The 14,090-nt window shown below is 72.3% G+C and carries 11 protein-coding genes; 4 read left to right on the forward strand and 7 right to left on the reverse strand.

Annotated elements, in window-relative coordinates; genetic code table 11:
- Nucleotides 1-879 (forward strand): TatD family hydrolase, encoded by an 879-nt coding sequence (locus tag DW296_RS07100; protein ID WP_136051663.1) that lies wholly within the window; start codon nt 1-3, stop codon nt 877-879.
- Here DW296_RS07100 and DW296_RS07105 read toward each other — a convergent pair.
- Nucleotides 858-2,144 (reverse strand): MFS transporter, encoded by a 1,287-nt coding sequence (locus DW296_RS07105; protein WP_136051664.1) that lies wholly within the window; start codon nt 2,142-2,144, stop codon nt 858-860. The two genes, DW296_RS07100 and DW296_RS07105, sit on opposite strands and share 22 nt — an antisense overlap.
- 85 nt (nt 2,145-2,229) lie before the next feature.
- Here DW296_RS07105 and rsmA point away from each other — a divergent pair, with 85 nt between their 5' ends.
- Genes rsmA through DW296_RS07120 form a run of 3 tightly spaced genes read left to right on the forward strand, consistent with a single transcriptional unit; the run spans nt 2,230 to nt 5,116 of the window.
- On the forward strand, nt 2,230-3,099 hold the full coding sequence (gene rsmA, locus DW296_RS07110; protein WP_136051665.1) for a 16S rRNA (adenine(1518)-N(6)/adenine(1519)-N(6))-dimethyltransferase RsmA: 870 nt from the start codon (nt 2,230-2,232) through the stop codon (nt 3,097-3,099).
- A 9-nt stretch (nt 3,100-3,108) separates the two neighbouring features.
- Complete coding sequence (gene mgrA, locus DW296_RS07115) at nt 3,109-4,176, forward strand: L-glyceraldehyde 3-phosphate reductase (protein ID WP_060922917.1); 1,068 nt, start codon at nt 3,109-3,111, stop codon at nt 4,174-4,176.
- A 7-nt stretch (nt 4,177-4,183) separates the two neighbouring features.
- The gene (locus DW296_RS07120; RefSeq protein WP_136051666.1) at nt 4,184-5,116 is read left to right on the forward strand and encodes a 4-(cytidine 5'-diphospho)-2-C-methyl-D-erythritol kinase; all 933 of its coding nucleotides are present in this window, start codon (nt 4,184-4,186) and stop codon (nt 5,114-5,116) included.
- A 21-nt stretch (nt 5,117-5,137) separates the two neighbouring features.
- Here DW296_RS07120 and DW296_RS07125 read toward each other — a convergent pair whose 3' ends face one another.
- From DW296_RS07125 to DW296_RS07150, 6 genes are all read right to left on the reverse strand, one after another.
- Nucleotides 5,138-5,602: an Lrp/AsnC family transcriptional regulator gene (locus DW296_RS07125; RefSeq protein ID WP_136051667.1), complete on the reverse strand. Its 465-nt coding sequence runs from the start codon at nt 5,600-5,602 to the stop codon at nt 5,138-5,140.
- 256 nt (nt 5,603-5,858) lie between these two features.
- The gene (locus DW296_RS07130) at nt 5,859-7,520 is read right to left on the reverse strand and encodes a PucR family transcriptional regulator (RefSeq protein ID WP_205807878.1); all 1,662 of its coding nucleotides are present in this window, start codon (nt 7,518-7,520) and stop codon (nt 5,859-5,861) included.
- Between the two features lie 112 nt (nt 7,521-7,632).
- Nucleotides 7,633-8,739, reverse strand: coding sequence for an o-succinylbenzoate synthase (menC, locus tag DW296_RS07135; protein WP_136051668.1), 1,107 nt, complete (start codon nt 8,737-8,739; stop codon nt 7,633-7,635).
- The gene (locus DW296_RS07140) at nt 8,736-9,605 is read right to left on the reverse strand and encodes a GNAT family N-acetyltransferase (RefSeq protein WP_136051669.1); all 870 of its coding nucleotides are present in this window, start codon (nt 9,603-9,605) and stop codon (nt 8,736-8,738) included. Before DW296_RS07140 ends, menC begins: the two co-directional genes overlap by 4 nt.
- 2 nt (nt 9,606-9,607) lie before the next feature.
- Nucleotides 9,608-10,744: a M20/M25/M40 family metallo-hydrolase gene (locus DW296_RS07145; protein ID WP_136051670.1), complete on the reverse strand. Its 1,137-nt coding sequence runs from the start codon at nt 10,742-10,744 to the stop codon at nt 9,608-9,610.
- The gene (locus DW296_RS07150) at nt 10,744-14,079 is read right to left on the reverse strand and encodes a serine hydrolase (RefSeq protein WP_136051671.1); all 3,336 of its coding nucleotides are present in this window, start codon (nt 14,077-14,079) and stop codon (nt 10,744-10,746) included. Before DW296_RS07150 ends, DW296_RS07145 begins: the two co-directional genes overlap by 1 nt.
- Nucleotides 14,080-14,090: the final 11 nt, after the last annotated feature.

A 14,090-nucleotide genomic window follows, 5' to 3' on the forward strand; every position in this document is an offset into this window, starting at 1 on the left:
ATGGCGGAGACCTACGTGCGCGAGCGCTCGGGCGACGGGCGCAAGGACCGGACCTACCCGGCGGCCCCGGAGCCCCTCGCCGTGCCCGTGTACGACAACCACGCGCACCTCGAGATCGCCGATGGTGACCAGCCCTTGTCTCTCAAGACCCAGCTCGACCGGGCGGAGGCCGTCGGCGTCATCGGCGTCGTGCAGGCATCCGGAGACATCGAGTCGTCCCGCTGGGCGGTCGAGGCCGCTGCGTCCGACCCCCGGGTCCTCGCCGCGGTCGCCATCCACCCGAACGACGCCCCGACCTACGCGGAGGAGGGTCGCCTCGACGAGGCGCTCGCCGTGATCGACGAGCTCGCCGCGCATCCGCGCACGCGCGCGATCGGCGAGACCGGGCTCGACTTCTTCCGCACCGAACCCGAGCGCCGTGCGCCGCAGTTCGCCTCCTTCGAGGCGCACATCGCGCTCGCGAAGAAGCACGGCATCGCGATGCAGATCCACGACCGGGACGCGCACGAGGCCGTGCTGGAGACCCTGGCGCGGGTCGGTGCCCCCGAGCGCACCGTGTTCCACTGCTTCTCCGGCGACGAGGCGATGGCCCGGGTGTGCGCCGACGAGGGCTACTACCTGTCGTTCGCCGGGAACGTGACGTTCAAGAACGCGCAGAACCTGCGCGACGCGCTGAAGGTCACCCCGCTCGACCGCCTCCTCGTCGAGACGGACGCGCCGTTCCTCACGCCGGTCCCGCTGCGGGGCCGCCCGAACGCGCCGTACCTCGTGCCGCTCACGGTGCGCTTCCTGGCCGCCGAGCTCGACCGGGATGTGGACGAGCTCGCCGCGCAGCTCGCCGAGAACACCCTCCGGGTCTACGGCTCGTTCGCCGACTGACCCTCCGGCTCGACGTCCTCCGGCCCCGTCTCGGCGACCGGCTTCGCACTGACGATGTGCGAGATGGGCTTCCATACCAGCACCAGAGTGATCGCCGCCCCGCCGAAGGCGAACCACCAGGGCGCGGTCAGGCCCCAGGTCTGCGCGATGACGCCGCCGAGGGCCTGGCCGACGATCATGCCGCCGAAGACGCCGACCATGTTGACCGAGGCGACGCGCCCCTGCAGGGAAGCGGGGACGAGCCGCTGCCGGACGGTCGTGGAGATCGTGCCCCACACGAAGGCGTACGCCCCGAAGAAGAACATGATGACGAGGGCCACCGCGCCCGTGGTGGTGAGGGCGAACGCGAGGTGCATGAGCACCTCGAGCGACAGGACGATGCGCATCAGGCTCGCGAACGACACGTGCCGCTCCAGCCAGCCGAAGCTCAGCGTCGCGAGGATGCCGCCCGCCGCGGAGGCCGTGGTGAGGGCGCCGTAGCCCACGGGACCCATCTGCAGGTGCTCGGTGGCATAGAGCACCAGCACGCCCCATGGCGCGGCCCAGGTCACGTTGAAGACGAGGATGATGAGCACGAGCATCCGCACCGGCGGGTTGTGCCACAGCCAGCGCAGCCCGTCCGCGATGTCGGTGTGCACCGGCGGGTGGGTCTCGGTCTCCCGCGGTGGGACGGGCGTGCGCGCCATGCGGGAGATCAGGACGATCGCGAGCGTCACGCACAGCACCTCGACGAGGAACGGCCACGCGCTCCCGGCGGCGAACAGGAAAGCGCCCAGCGGCGGTCCGGCGAACTGGTTGGCGACGAGGTAGCCGGCCTGCAGGCGGGCGTTCCCGATGCCGAGGTCGGCCGGCTTCACGAGCATCGGCAGCAGCGTGCTCCCCGCAGTGTCGACGAAGACCTCCGCGGTGCCGTAGAGGAACGCGACGGCCAGGACGATCCCGATGTTCGCGGTTCCCGTCACGAGGAACACGCAGAGGGCCGCGAGCACGACGGCGCGCACGGCGTTGGCGGTCATCACCAGACGCCGCCGATCGAAGCGGTCGGCGATGGCCCCCGCGTGCAGGCCGAAGAGCAGCCACGGCAGGAACTGCAGGATGGCGCCGGAGGCCACGAGGATCGGCGACGACGTCATCGACGCGATGAGCAGGGGAGCGGCGGCCAGCGCCACACCGTCTCCGATGTTGCTCGTCCACGACGACGCGAGCAGCCAGCGGAAATCCCTGCCCAGGCGCCGCGGAGCGATCAGTTCACCGAGGGAGGGCACCCCCGAAGGATAGCGATGATCACGGACATCACCCAGGAACCCACCCAGGATCCGGGCACGGCCCGTCATCCGCGAGAATGGGACCATGACCGTCACGTTGCTCGGGGCCACCGAGATCCGCCGTCTGGCCGCCGAGCTCGATGTCACCCCCACCAAGAAGCTCGGACAGAACTTCGTCGTCGACGCGAACACCGTCCGGAAGATCGTCCAGGCCGCCCGCGTGCAGCCGGGGGAGCGGGTGGTCGAGGTCGGACCGGGACTCGGGTCCTTGACCCTCGCGATCCTCGAGGCCGGGGCCGCGGTCACCGCGGTGGAGATCGACCACCGGCTCGCCGCCCGCCTGCCGCAGACCGCCGACGAGCACGGCGTGCCGGAGGGGATGCTGACGGTGGTCGACGCCGATGCGCTCCGCGTCACGGAGCTGCCGGGCGAGCCGACCGTCCTCGTCGCGAACCTGCCGTACAACGTGTCGGTGCCCGTCCTGCTGCACTTCCTGGAGACCTTCCCGTACTTGCAGCGGGGCGTCGTGATGGTGCAGGCCGAGGTGGCCGAGCGCCTCGCCGCGAAGCCCGGCTCGAAGATCTACGGCTCGCCCAGCGTCAAGGCCGCCTGGTACGGCGAGTGGAAGCTCACCGGCAACGTCTCCCGCCAGGTCTTCTGGCCGGTGCCGAACGTGGACAGCCTCCTCGTCGGCTTCGACCGCTCCGAGGGCGAGCGCGGCCCGGTGGAGGAGCGCCGGCGCACCTTCGCCATCGTCGACGCGGCTTTCAACCAGCGACGCAAGATGCTGCGGCAGGCCCTCTCCGGCATCTTCGGCAGCTCCGCCGCGGCGACCGAGGTGCTGACCGCGGCCGGCGTCGCGCCGACCGCCCGCGGGGAGGACCTCACGGTCGACGACTACCAGCGGATCGCCCAGCACGCAACGGCGATCGAGGGTTCGGGCGTCAGCGGCTAATCTGGCACGGTGACCGACTCCCCCCGCTTCCGCCCCGACGTCCCCGAACTGCACCGCCCGTACGCTGCCGACGAGGGCCGCTACGGACGGTTCGCCTACCGTCAGGTCGGCGCCTCCGGCCTGTACCTCCCCCCGATCTCGCTCGGGCTCTGGTGGAACTTCGGCGACAACATCCCGCTCGACAACCAGCGGGCGCTCCTGCGTCACGCGTTCGACAACGGGATCACGCACTTCGACCTGGCGAACAACTACGGCCCGCCGTACGGTTCGGCCGAGAAGAACTTCGGCCGCATCTTCGCGGAGGACCTGCGTCCGTACCGCGACGAGCTGATCATCTCGTCGAAGGCCGGCTGGGACATGTGGCCCGGACCGTACGGCGACTACGCGAGCCGGAAGTACATCCTCGCGAGCGCCGAGCAGTCGCTCACCCGCATGGGGCTGGACTACGTCGACATCTTCTACTCGCACCGCGTCGACCCGGTCACCCCGATCGCCGAGACCGTCGGGGCGCTGGACACCCTGGTCCGCCAGGGCAAGGCGCTGTACGTCGGCATCTCCTCGTACAGCGCGGAGCGCACGGCCGAGGCCGTCGCCGTGGCGAAGGAGCTGGGGACGCCGCTCGTCATCCACCAGCCGGCCTACTCGATCCTGAACCGCTGGATCGAGGACGGCCTCACGCAGACCCTCGAGGAGTCGGGCCTCGGCGCCATCGCCTTCACCCCGCTCGCCCAGGGCCTCCTCACCGACAAGTACCTCGGCGACGGCACGGCCGAGCGCGCGCAGCAGCGGGGTTCGCTGCCGAAGGGCAAGCTGACCGACGAGGCCGTCGAGACGCTCCGTGCGCTGAACGAGGTCGCGCAGGGCCGGGGGCAGTCGCTCGCGCAGCTCGCGCTGCAGTGGACGCTGCGCACCCCGGTCGTCGCCTCGGCGCTCATCGGCGCGTCGCGCACGGAGCAGCTCGACGAGAACCTCGCCGCGCTCGACGGTCCCGCGTTCACCGACGAGGAGCTCCGCCGCATCGACGAGCTCGCGGGCGCCATCGACGTCAACCTGTGGGCGACCTCGTCGGACCTGTGACCCGCTCATGAGCCTCGCCGCGTCCTCCGGGTCCGTGCACGTGCGCGCGCCGGGGAAGATCAACGTCTACCTCGGTGTCGGCGGGCGCCATGACGACGGCTATCACGCCCTCGCGACGGTCTTCCAGGCGGTGTCGCTGTATGAGGACGTGATCGCCAGGGACGCCGACGACTTCTCGATCACGGTGACCGGGGTGGAGGACGACGGCTCGGTGCCGCTCGACGACCGGAACCTCGCGATGCGGGCCGCCAAGCTGCTGGCGACGGCGACGGATCATCCCGGCGGGGTCGCGCTGCAGATCCGCAAGAGCGTCCCCGTCGCCGGTGGCATGGGCGGGGGCTCCGCGGACGCCGCGGCCGCCCTGGTCGCCTGCGACGCCCTGTGGGGAACGGGACTCTCCGCGGCCCGCTTGCACGATCTCGCAGCGCGGCTCGGTGCAGATGTCCCCTTCGCGCTGCACGGCGGCACCGCCGTGGGCACCGGCCGCGGCGATCAGCTCAACCCGGCTCTTGCCCGTGGCCGCTTCGACTGGCTGCTGGTGACCAGCGACGAGGGGCTGTCTACGCCCGCCGTGTACACCCGGCTCGACGAGCTGCGCGAGGAGGAGGGGGCGCTCGCCGACGATCCGCCGCTCTCGCTGGACGTGCCGATCCCGGTGCTGCAGGCGCTGCGGACCGGAGACGCCTGGCAGCTCGCCGACGCGCTCCACAACGATCTCCAGGCGGCCGCGCTCGACCTGCGGCCGGATCTCGCGCAGACCATCGAACGCGGGGTCGCGGCCGGTGCGCTGCACGGTCTCGTGTCCGGCTCGGGGCCGACCGTGGCCCTCCTCTGCGCGGATCCCGAGTCCGCGCAGGCGGTGCAGACGGCCCTCCGCGAGGGCGGTCTCGATCCGCTGCACGTGCACGGCGCCGTCCCCGGAGCCCGCATCATCGGCTGAACCCGGGCGCGCGCGGCCCGCTCACTCCGCCTGCAGGAGCGCACTCACGCGATACGGGATGACCTCACGGAGGAACAGGCTCGTGGACGTGCGCAGGATGCCGGGGCACAGACGCACGACTTCGGCCACGCGGTAGAGGTCGTCGGGGCTGGTCGCGACGACGCGCAGGAGCAGGTCGGTGTCCCCGGCGGGGGCGAAGCACTCCAGCACCTCGGGGATGCGGCTGAGCGCCTCGATGGCGGCGGTGATCTGATGCTGGTCCAGCTCCACGAGGATCGATGCCGCCACGCCGCGGCCGAGCGCCGCAGGGAGGACACGGGCGCTGTGCGGGCGCAAGCGGCCGCTCGACTCCAGGCGTTCGAGGCGCGCATGCACGGTCCCGCGGGCGAGACCCAGGTCCTGGGCGATGAGGGCGACCGGACGTCGCGGGTCGGTGTCGAGCACGGCGAGGATACGGCGATCGGTCGCGTCGAGCAGAGTGGCCATATCGTTCACCGTCATCGTCCCCGCCCGTGGTGGATTGGTCAGATCGATCAACCAGGATTCCGGCTCTGGTCTGATCGATCGTCGTCTGTTCAACTGATTGTCACATACGCAGGGTGTCGGTCACGAGCGGACGCCTGCGGCGTTCCCCCATCGGTCATGAGTCGTCGGGTGGGACGAACAGCGGCGGAGCCACGAGCTCCCCGGCCGCCCGTCCTGGTCCGTGCCGGGGCGGGCGGAGAGGCCCCGCCGGTCGGGCTCAAGACTCCGGGGCGAGCAGGCGCAGCTGCACCATCGCCGAGAAACGCGCGTCCGGGTCGGACAGATCGATCCCGCCGATCTCCGCGAGCCGGCGCAGCCGATAGCGGAACGTGTTCGGATGCGTGTAGACGCGGGCCGAGGCCACGGCGACGTCGCCGAAGGCGTCGAGCCAGGCGCGCAGGGTCTCGACCAGGTGCGTCCCTCGTTCGCGGTCCTGCGCGAGCAGCTTCGCGACCGGACCGGTGGGCTGGTCACCGCGCGCGCGGACGAGGTCGCCGAGCTCGACGAGGAGGGCCTCCATCTGCACGGCCGTGAACAGCGCCACCGGCTCCGCCGAGGAGGACTGCCGCCCCACCCGCAGCGCCCGGTCGGCGTTGGCTCGGGAGGCGGGGATCCCTGAGGCGTCGGGGGCCACGGTCCCCACGCCGATGCGGATGTCCTCGGCGGCGCCGAGGCGGCCGAGGAAGTCGGTGGCCACGCGGGCGGCTCTGGCGTCCGCATCGCCCGCGCCCTCCGCGGTCCCCGTCTCCGGCCGCAGGGCGACGACCGCGTACACGACGTCGCCGATGAGCGCCACCGCGGAGCGGAGGTACACGGCGCCGAGATGCACGGCGAACGCGTCGGCGACCCGGTGGCGCTCGGCGATGCGGCGGGCTCCGGCGGACGGATCGTCGTCCGGCTGCTCGACCGCGGACAACGCGAGCACGACGCAGCGGTGGTCGTCGAGTCGCAGCCGCGACACGGCGTCGGCCGCCCCGGGGCCGCCCTCCAGGATCGTGGCGAGGAGGTCGGCACGCAGCCGCCGCTCGACGTCGGCGCCCGCCCGGAGCCGCAGCATGTGCAAGGCGACGAGGCCGGCGGAGTCCTTCAGCGCGCGAACGCGGTCGGGCGCCAGAGGCTCCTGCACCGCCGCCCAGATGGAGCCGAGGATCTCGTCACCGGCGCGGACGGCCAGCGCGACCCGCGGGTAGGACGGGAGCCCCTCGGTGTTGTGGACGGGCCCGACGTGGATGGGATCCTCGCTGCGGTACAGCGCCTGGAAGACGCCCCGCTCCTCGAGCTGGCGGGCGAAGCGCTCGGGGACCTGACGCCCGAGGACCGTCTCGATCCGGGCCGGGTCCGCCTCGTCCTGTCGCCCCGAGAACGCGACGACGCGAGAGCTCCGGTCCTCGATCGTGACGGGGGCGTTGAGCAGCGTCGCGATGGCGTTGGCGAGAGCGAACAGATCGCCGGACGGCATGCCGCCGAGCGTCGTGGCCGCCTGGTCGCCGACATCCCCCTCCGCGATGAGCGACCGCAGCATCGCGGCGAGCTGCGCCCACGAAGCTCCGCGGGTGAGGGCGAGCACGGGGACGCCGGTCGCGGTCGCGGCCTCGCGGAGCACGGGCTCGGTCCGGACCGGGGCGCGGAGGACGAGGGCGGCCGCCCCCTGCTGCCCCAGCGTGTCCAGCAGCGTCGCCACCTCCTCGGGCTCGCTGAGGCCGACCCCGAGCACGAGGGCTCCGCGCAGCGGCATCGCGTCATCGAGGACGTCGTGGATGACGACGGTCTCGATCACGACGTCGTCGTCGACGGCACCGCCGACGACCTCGAGCAGGGTGGTGCCGAGGTCTTCGATCACGCGGCCGAGGCTGGCGCGCGGACGTGTCGTCACGGACATGAGCACGAGGCCCAGGCTAGGGGCCGGGCAACGGCCTCGGATCTGTGGGGCACGACGAAAGAGTAGCGATTCTTCGTCGCCCCGAACAGACCCGGCGGCGCCGCCTCGTCCGCTAGAACGTGATCCACTCCGTGCGCACGGTGACGTCATCGAGGGCGTCCTGGTGCGGGGTCACGCCGATCCCGGGCCCCGTGGGCACCGTGAGCGTGCCGTCATCGACCACGAACGGGTCGGTGATGTCCCGAGAGTAGTAGCGGCCGGAGCCCGACGTGTCCCCGGGGAGGGTGAAGCCCGGCAGCGCCGCGAGGGCCACGTTCGCCGCTCGTCCGATGCCCGTCTCGAGCATGCCGCCGCACCACACCGGGATGTCGTTGGCCGCGCAGACGTCATGGATGCGGCGGGCCTCCAGATAGCCCCCGACCCGTCCCGGCTTGATGTTGACGATCGAGCAGGCTCCGAGCGCGATGGCGTCGGCCGCGGCCCGCGCGGACACGATGGACTCGTCGAGACAGATCGGCGTGGTCGTGCTCTTCGCCAACTGGGCGTGGCCGAGCAGGTCCTCCTCGTCCAGGGGCTGTTCGATGAGGAGCAGGTCGAAGGGGTCGAGCCGCGCGAGATGGCGGGCGTCGCCGCGGTGGTACGCGGTGTTCGCGTCGACCTGCAGCAGCACGTCGTCGCCGAAGCGCTCGCGTACCGCACGCACGGGCTCGATATCCCAGCCCGGCTCGATCTTCAGCTTGATGCGCACGTACCCCTCGTCGAGGTACCCGGCGACCGCGTCGAGCAGTTCCGGGATCGAGTCCATGATGCCGACCGAGACCCCGCAGTCGACACGGTCGCGGACGGCGCCGAGCTCGCGCGACAACGGCACTCCGGTCGCGCGCAGCTCGGCGTCGAGCACCGCCAGCTCCACCGCGGCCTTCGACATGCGGTGTCCCTTGAACGGTGCGAGTGCCGGGGCGACGCCGGCCGCATCGAGGTCGCGGACTCCGGCCAGGGCGGGGAGGAGGAAGCGGGTGATGACGTCGACGCTCGCCTCGACGTACTCCGAGGAGTAGAGCGGGTCGTTCATCGCCACGCCCTCGCCCCAGCCCTCCGCCTCGTCGGACACGGCGCGCACGAGCAGCGCCTCCCGCACGGTCTGGACGCCGAACGACGTGCGGAACGGCGACACCAGCGGCATCTCGATCACGCGCAGCTCGAATCCGGTGAGCTTCATCCCTGTTCTCCTCTGTCGATGGTGTAGGCCCCCGATCGGTCGAACGAGAGCACGCGCCCCCGGGCGTCGAGCAGATCGCCGAGCGTGGCACGCAGGGCGAGCCGCCACCGCGTCGCACGATCGGGGTCGCGGAGCCGGAGCGCCTCGATGTCGCGGGGGAGGGCGACGCGGACCAGACGGGCGTCGGTGGGGGTGAGCAGCGGTGCGAGGTCGTCGCCGACGGACAGCAGCGGCACCGCGTCCGCCGCAGACAGATCCGGCGCCCCGGGGGCGCCCCCGGCCGCGGCCACCACCCGCGGATCGTGCAGGTACCAGGTGACGAGCATGCGATCGGTGTCGTCCGCACCGTTGAGCGCGTCCGCCATGTGCCCGTAGAAGTTGCGATGGTACGAGGTGGGCTCGGCCGCGAGCTTCACGAGGTTGAAGTGCGCGTTGCGGCTGATGAGCGGGTCGAACGTCCAGGAGATCTCCTCGAGCCCCTCGGACAGCGCCCAGGCGCGCTGGTGCACCTTGAGCGCGAAGCCCACGCTGCGTCCCCGCATCCGTCCGGACACCCCGGCGATGTGGCTGTGCAGGGCGCGCCGACCGGGCGAGGCGAAGAATCCGAAGCAGGCGCCGACGAGTTCGTGCCCGTCGAACGCGCCGCCGACGTAGCTTCCGGCCTTCGACAGCGCGCGCAGCGTCTCGACGTTGACGGGGGAGGCCTCGCCCTGCTTCGTCCAGATGCTCTGGAAGAGCTCAGAGACGCGGGTGAAGTCCTCGACGTCGTCGAGGAGCCGGATCGAGACTCCCGCCGCGCTCGCGGCGGCAGAGGCACTCGCGGCGGCAGCGGCGATCGCGCCCGTGCCGATGTCGGTCTCCGCCATGGTCACCGCCCTTCCCCCGGTGTCGATGCCTCGGACCGCTGCTCCTGCAGCAGCCGTTCCAGGAGCAGGAGGCGCTCCGGGATCAGCGCGACGATCACGTGCTCGTCGTCGGCGTGCGCCCCGCCGCCCACGGCGCCGAGTCCGTCGAGCGTCGGGACGCCGATGCCGGCGGTGAAGTTGCCGTCCGAGGCTCCGCCGACCGCCACACCGTCGAACGGCGTCAGCCCGGCGCTCGCCGCGATGGCGGATGCGCGCGCGAGCAGCTCGGCGGAGAGCGCCGGCTCCAGCGGCGGGCGGTTCGGGCCGCCCTCGATCCGCACGGTCGCGTCGGCCAGCCGCGGCGTCAGCGCACGCAGCGCGGCGTCCACGCGCTCCTGCTCGGCGATGGTCCAGGCGCGGACGTCCACCGCGAACTCCGCCGTGGCGGGAACGGTGTTCGTCGTGGTCCCCGCCGTCAGCAGCGTCGGCGTCACGCTCGTGCCCCGCGCGGCGTCGCCGAGCGCCGCGGCCGCGAGGAGCAGATGCGCCGCCTCGATCCCGGCGTTGACGCCGCGTTCCGGCTCCAGCCCCGCATGCGCCGCTCGTCCCGTGACGTGCACCCGGTACAGGGAGACGCCCTTGCGCGCGGTCTTCAGATGGCCGCCCTCCGCGGCGGCCTCCAGCACGAAGGCCGCGCGGCATCCGCGCGCCTCGTCCTCGATGAGCTGCCGGGAACTCGGCGACCCGAGCTCTTCGTCGCCCGTGAGCAGGATGGTCACCCCGGAGCGGTCGTCCAGCGCCGCCACCGCGTGCAGCGCCATCACGACGCCGGTCTTCATGTCGAAGCACCCCGGTCCGCGCAGCACGCCGTCGGCGATCCCGGACGGCAACCGATCGCGGGAGCCGAGCGGCCAGACCGTGTCGTGGTGTCCGAGCACCAGGACCGCGGCCGGTCCCCGGCCGAAGCGCCACCGCAGGTGCGTGCGCCCGTCGATCACGATCCGCTCGGGTGCGACCCCCAGCAGCCGTTCGCCGAGCGCGGCCACGACGTCGGCGCTCCGGGCGACCGCGGCGCGGTCGTCCGACGGCGACTCGCATGCGAGCAGGGTGTCGATGTCGGCCAGGACCACTGCGAGGTCGGCGGCCGCCTGCACCGGCATCACGAGACCTTCGGTGCGGCGCGGACGCCGTGGTGCAGGTACTGTTCGCCAGTGGGCAGCGAGTAGAAGACGACGGGATGCCACGCCTGCTCGCCCTCCGCGCGCATCACGAACTCGTTCCGGCGCACGGGCACGAGGGCGTGCTCCTCCACCGGATCCGGCAGCAGCGCGGCCAGCGGGCCGTTCAGCGTGGTGCGCATGCGCAGCCCCTCCTCGTCGCGGAAGATCTCGGTGCGGACGCCGGAGCGGTCGTAGACGCCCTCGAAGGCGGAGAAGTCGTCGACGTACGGCTCCGCGGGCGGGGTGAGACCGGTGGGCAGGTGGAGGTCGGCGAGCTCGGCGAAGATCTCGTCGAAGAGCTCGTCGTACAGGTCGCGGGTGTTACCGCCGTTGGTCAGCAGCGTGACCGCGATCTGCTCGTCCAGGAGGATCCGCAGGAACGACGACTGCCCGATGGTGTTGCCGTCGTGGCCGATGAGCTTGCGCCCGTCCCAGTCGAAGAGGATCCAGCCGAGGCCCCAGCTGTCGCCGAGGGAGTAGGGGTCGGGGACATCGACCTCGTGCTGCTGCATCCGGCGCACGCTCTCCTCCGACAGCACCCGCGTGCCGTCGGCGGCGAGACCGTCCTCCAGGTGCATGCGGGCGAAGGCGAGCACGTCGGCGGTGGTGGAGTTGATCAACCCGGCCGGACCCATCGACCGCGGCAGCATCCACGCCGGAGCGAGCACGGGGCCGTCGTCGCCGATCTCGGTGTGCCCGGTGGCGGTGCGGAACATGACCGCCTCCTCCGGCAGCGTGCAGGAGTGGGTGAGGCCGAGGGGCTCGTAGAGCAGGTCGCGCATGGCCTGGTCCCACGTCGTGCCGGTGATCTTCTCGATCACGCGTCCGGCGAGGACGAAGCCCGCGTTGCAGTACGACATCGTGGCGCCGAGGGGGTGGTTCTGCGCGACGCCGTCCAGATGCGCGACGTACTTCTCGAGGGTGTCGTCGCCGCGGCCGGTGTCGGTGAACACGTCGCCGTCGATGCCGCTGGTGTGGCTGAGGAGGTGCCGCATGGTGACGGTGCGGGTGACCTCCGGGTCGGAGGAGGCGAACTCCGGCACGTACTCCACGACCGGGGTGTCCAGATCGAGACGGCCCTCGTCGACGAGCCGCATGAGGGCGGACGCCGTCCACACCTTCCCCATCGAGCCGATCTGGAAGAGCGAGTCGTCGGTGGTCTCGATGCCCGTGCGCACGTTCAGGATGCCGTGGTGGGCGTAGACGGGCTCCTCGCCCAGCCGGAGGATGCCGAGGGTGGCGCCGGGGACCTTGTGCGCGGCGGCCAGCGTGCTCAGCCGCTGCTGCCAGTGCCGGGCGTCCAGCCGCGGACGGATGGGCTTCCCCGCCGCAGGGGCGTACTGCTCGACCCAGTCGACGACCCGCTGCGAGTAGTCGGCCCGGTGAGAGGGCGGCCCGGACAGGAGGAACAGGTGGGATCCCCCGGGGTACAGCACCAGCCGCGTCGGGACGCCGCGTTCGCGGAGCGCCGTGAACCACTGCTCGGCCTGACCCACCGGGCAGCGGTCGTCGGCGGCACCCTGCAGGATCAGTGTGGGTGTCTGCACCCGGTCGACGTGGGTGTAGGGCGACTGCGCGGCGATCTTCTCGCGGTCGCGCCAGGGCAGGCCGCCGTTCTCCTTGGCGGACAGATGGTGTCCGAAGTCCGACGTGCCGCCCATCGACAGCAGATCGGTGACGACGCCGCCGGCGACGGCCGCCGCGAAGCGGTCGTCGCGCGAGGTGAGGAAGCAGGTCATGAACCCGCCGTAGCTGTAGCCGGTCACGGCAAGGCGCGCCGGGTCGGCCAGGCCTTCCGCGACGAGCTGGTCGATCGGCTCCAGGAAGTCCTTCGTGTCGTTGACTCCCCAGCCGCCGGAGACCGCCGAGAAGAACGCGTCGCCGTAACCGTCGCTGCCGCGGGGGTTGATCGTGAGGATCGCCCAGCCGCGCTGCGCGAGGATCTGGTGGTACGGGTGGATGAGGTCGGCGGCCCCGTTCCAGGCGTTGTGCGGGCCGCCGTGGACGTCGAGGAGCAGCGGCAGCGGACCCTCGGTCGCAGGGTCGCGGCGCAGCCAGCCGGTGACCACGGTACCGTCCGAGATCGTGAACCGGCGCTCCTCCGCCGGGAGGAGGTCGAGGTCGGGGGCGCCGTACTCCGTGCGCACGGTGGTCGTGCCGTCGGAGAGGTCGAGCAGAGCGACGTCGCCGAAGGAGTCGGGGGTGGCGAGCACCACCGCGGCCGTCGTGCCGGCGACGGACAGCCCGGAGACGTTCGCGGTCCCGGCGAGCAGCGACTCCGGGTCGCCGCCCTCGAGGGAGACGGCGTACACGTGCGAGGAGCCGTTGTCGCGGAGGCAGAAGACGAGGCGCCCGTCCGCGGCGAACTGCGGCATGCCCCCGGGGTAGCCGGGGCCGCCGGGCATGACGTTGCGGTCCGCCGACGCGGTGAGGTTCCGCGGCGCACCGTCGCCGTCCGCAGGGAAGAGGAGGAGGTCGGCATTGCCGATCTCGGTGTCCAGCCGGCCCGCCGCGACCACGTGTCGTCCGTCGGGCGTCCAGCCGACTGCGGTGGCCTGCACGGCGGCGGCGCTGATGCGCACGGGGGCCCGGTTCGGATCGGTCGCGGACGTGACGAAGACCGGGATGCGCATCGTGAGGTCGGCGTCCTCCTCGTCCGCAGTCGAGAAGGCGAGGAGCGTGCCGTCCGGCGACCAGACGGGGTCGGAGGCGTGCGAGCGGCCCCGGGTGACGACCGTGACGGCGCCCGATTCGACGTCGACGACGTGGAGCTGCTGCACGAGCGTCCCCAGCACGCCGGCCCCGTCGGCCTTGTAGCCGAGCCGGTCGGTCGCCGAGGGGGCGGAGCGGCGGGCGAGGAGGGCGTCGCGGTCGTCGCCGGGCAGCGCTGCGGTGTCGACGGGGGCGGTGAAGGCGACGCGGGTGCCGTCAGGACTCCATGCCGGGGCCCCGGCGCCCAGCGGCAGGGTCGTGAGGGCCCGGGCCTCGCCGCCCGCGGCGGGTAGCAGCCAGACCTGTGCCGGGCCGTCCTCGGCGCGGAGGAAGGCGAGCTGCGTGCCGTCCGGGCTCCAGACCGGGGTCGAATCGGCCGTGCCGCGGGTGAGCGGGACCGGGGTGCCGCCGGTGGCGGCGACCTGCCAGAGCGCGCGGGTCTCGCGGTCGGCATCGCGGTCGATGCCGCGCAGCGCATACACGATGCGGCTGCCGTCGGGGGAGAGCGCCGGCTGCTCCGGGGTGGGGAGGGCGAGCAGGTCGTCGACGGTGACGCGGGTCATGAGGACTCCAA

The organism is Microbacterium sp. K36 (assembly GCF_004794355.1).
Classification (GTDB): Bacteria; Actinomycetota; Actinomycetes; order Actinomycetales; family Microbacteriaceae; genus Microbacterium; species Microbacterium paraoxydans_D.

Coding starts and splice junctions, on each gene's coding strand:
- DW296_RS07100 (WP_136051663.1), top strand. CDS start 1: ATGGCGGAGACCTACGTGCGCGAGCGCTCGGGCGACGGGCGCAAGGAC.
- rsmA (WP_136051665.1), top strand. CDS start 2,230: ATGACCGTCACGTTGCTCGGGGCCACCGAGATCCGCCGTCTGGCCGCC.
- DW296_RS07120 (WP_136051666.1), top strand. CDS start 4,184: ATGAGCCTCGCCGCGTCCTCCGGGTCCGTGCACGTGCGCGCGCCGGGG.
- DW296_RS07125 (WP_136051667.1), bottom strand. CDS start 5,602: ATGGCCACTCTGCTCGACGCGACCGATCGCCGTATCCTCGCCGTGCTC.
- DW296_RS07130 (WP_205807878.1), bottom strand. CDS start 7,520: ATGTCCGTGACGACACGTCCGCGCGCCAGCCTCGGCCGCGTGATCGAA.
- menC (WP_136051668.1), bottom strand. CDS start 8,739: ATGAAGCTCACCGGATTCGAGCTGCGCGTGATCGAGATGCCGCTGGTG.
- DW296_RS07140 (WP_136051669.1), bottom strand. CDS start 9,605: ATGGCGGAGACCGACATCGGCACGGGCGCGATCGCCGCTGCCGCCGCG.
- DW296_RS07145 (WP_136051670.1), bottom strand. CDS start 10,744: ATGCCGGTGCAGGCGGCCGCCGACCTCGCAGTGGTCCTGGCCGACATC.
- DW296_RS07150 (WP_136051671.1), bottom strand. CDS start 14,079: ATGACCCGCGTCACCGTCGACGACCTGCTCGCCCTCCCCACCCCGGAG.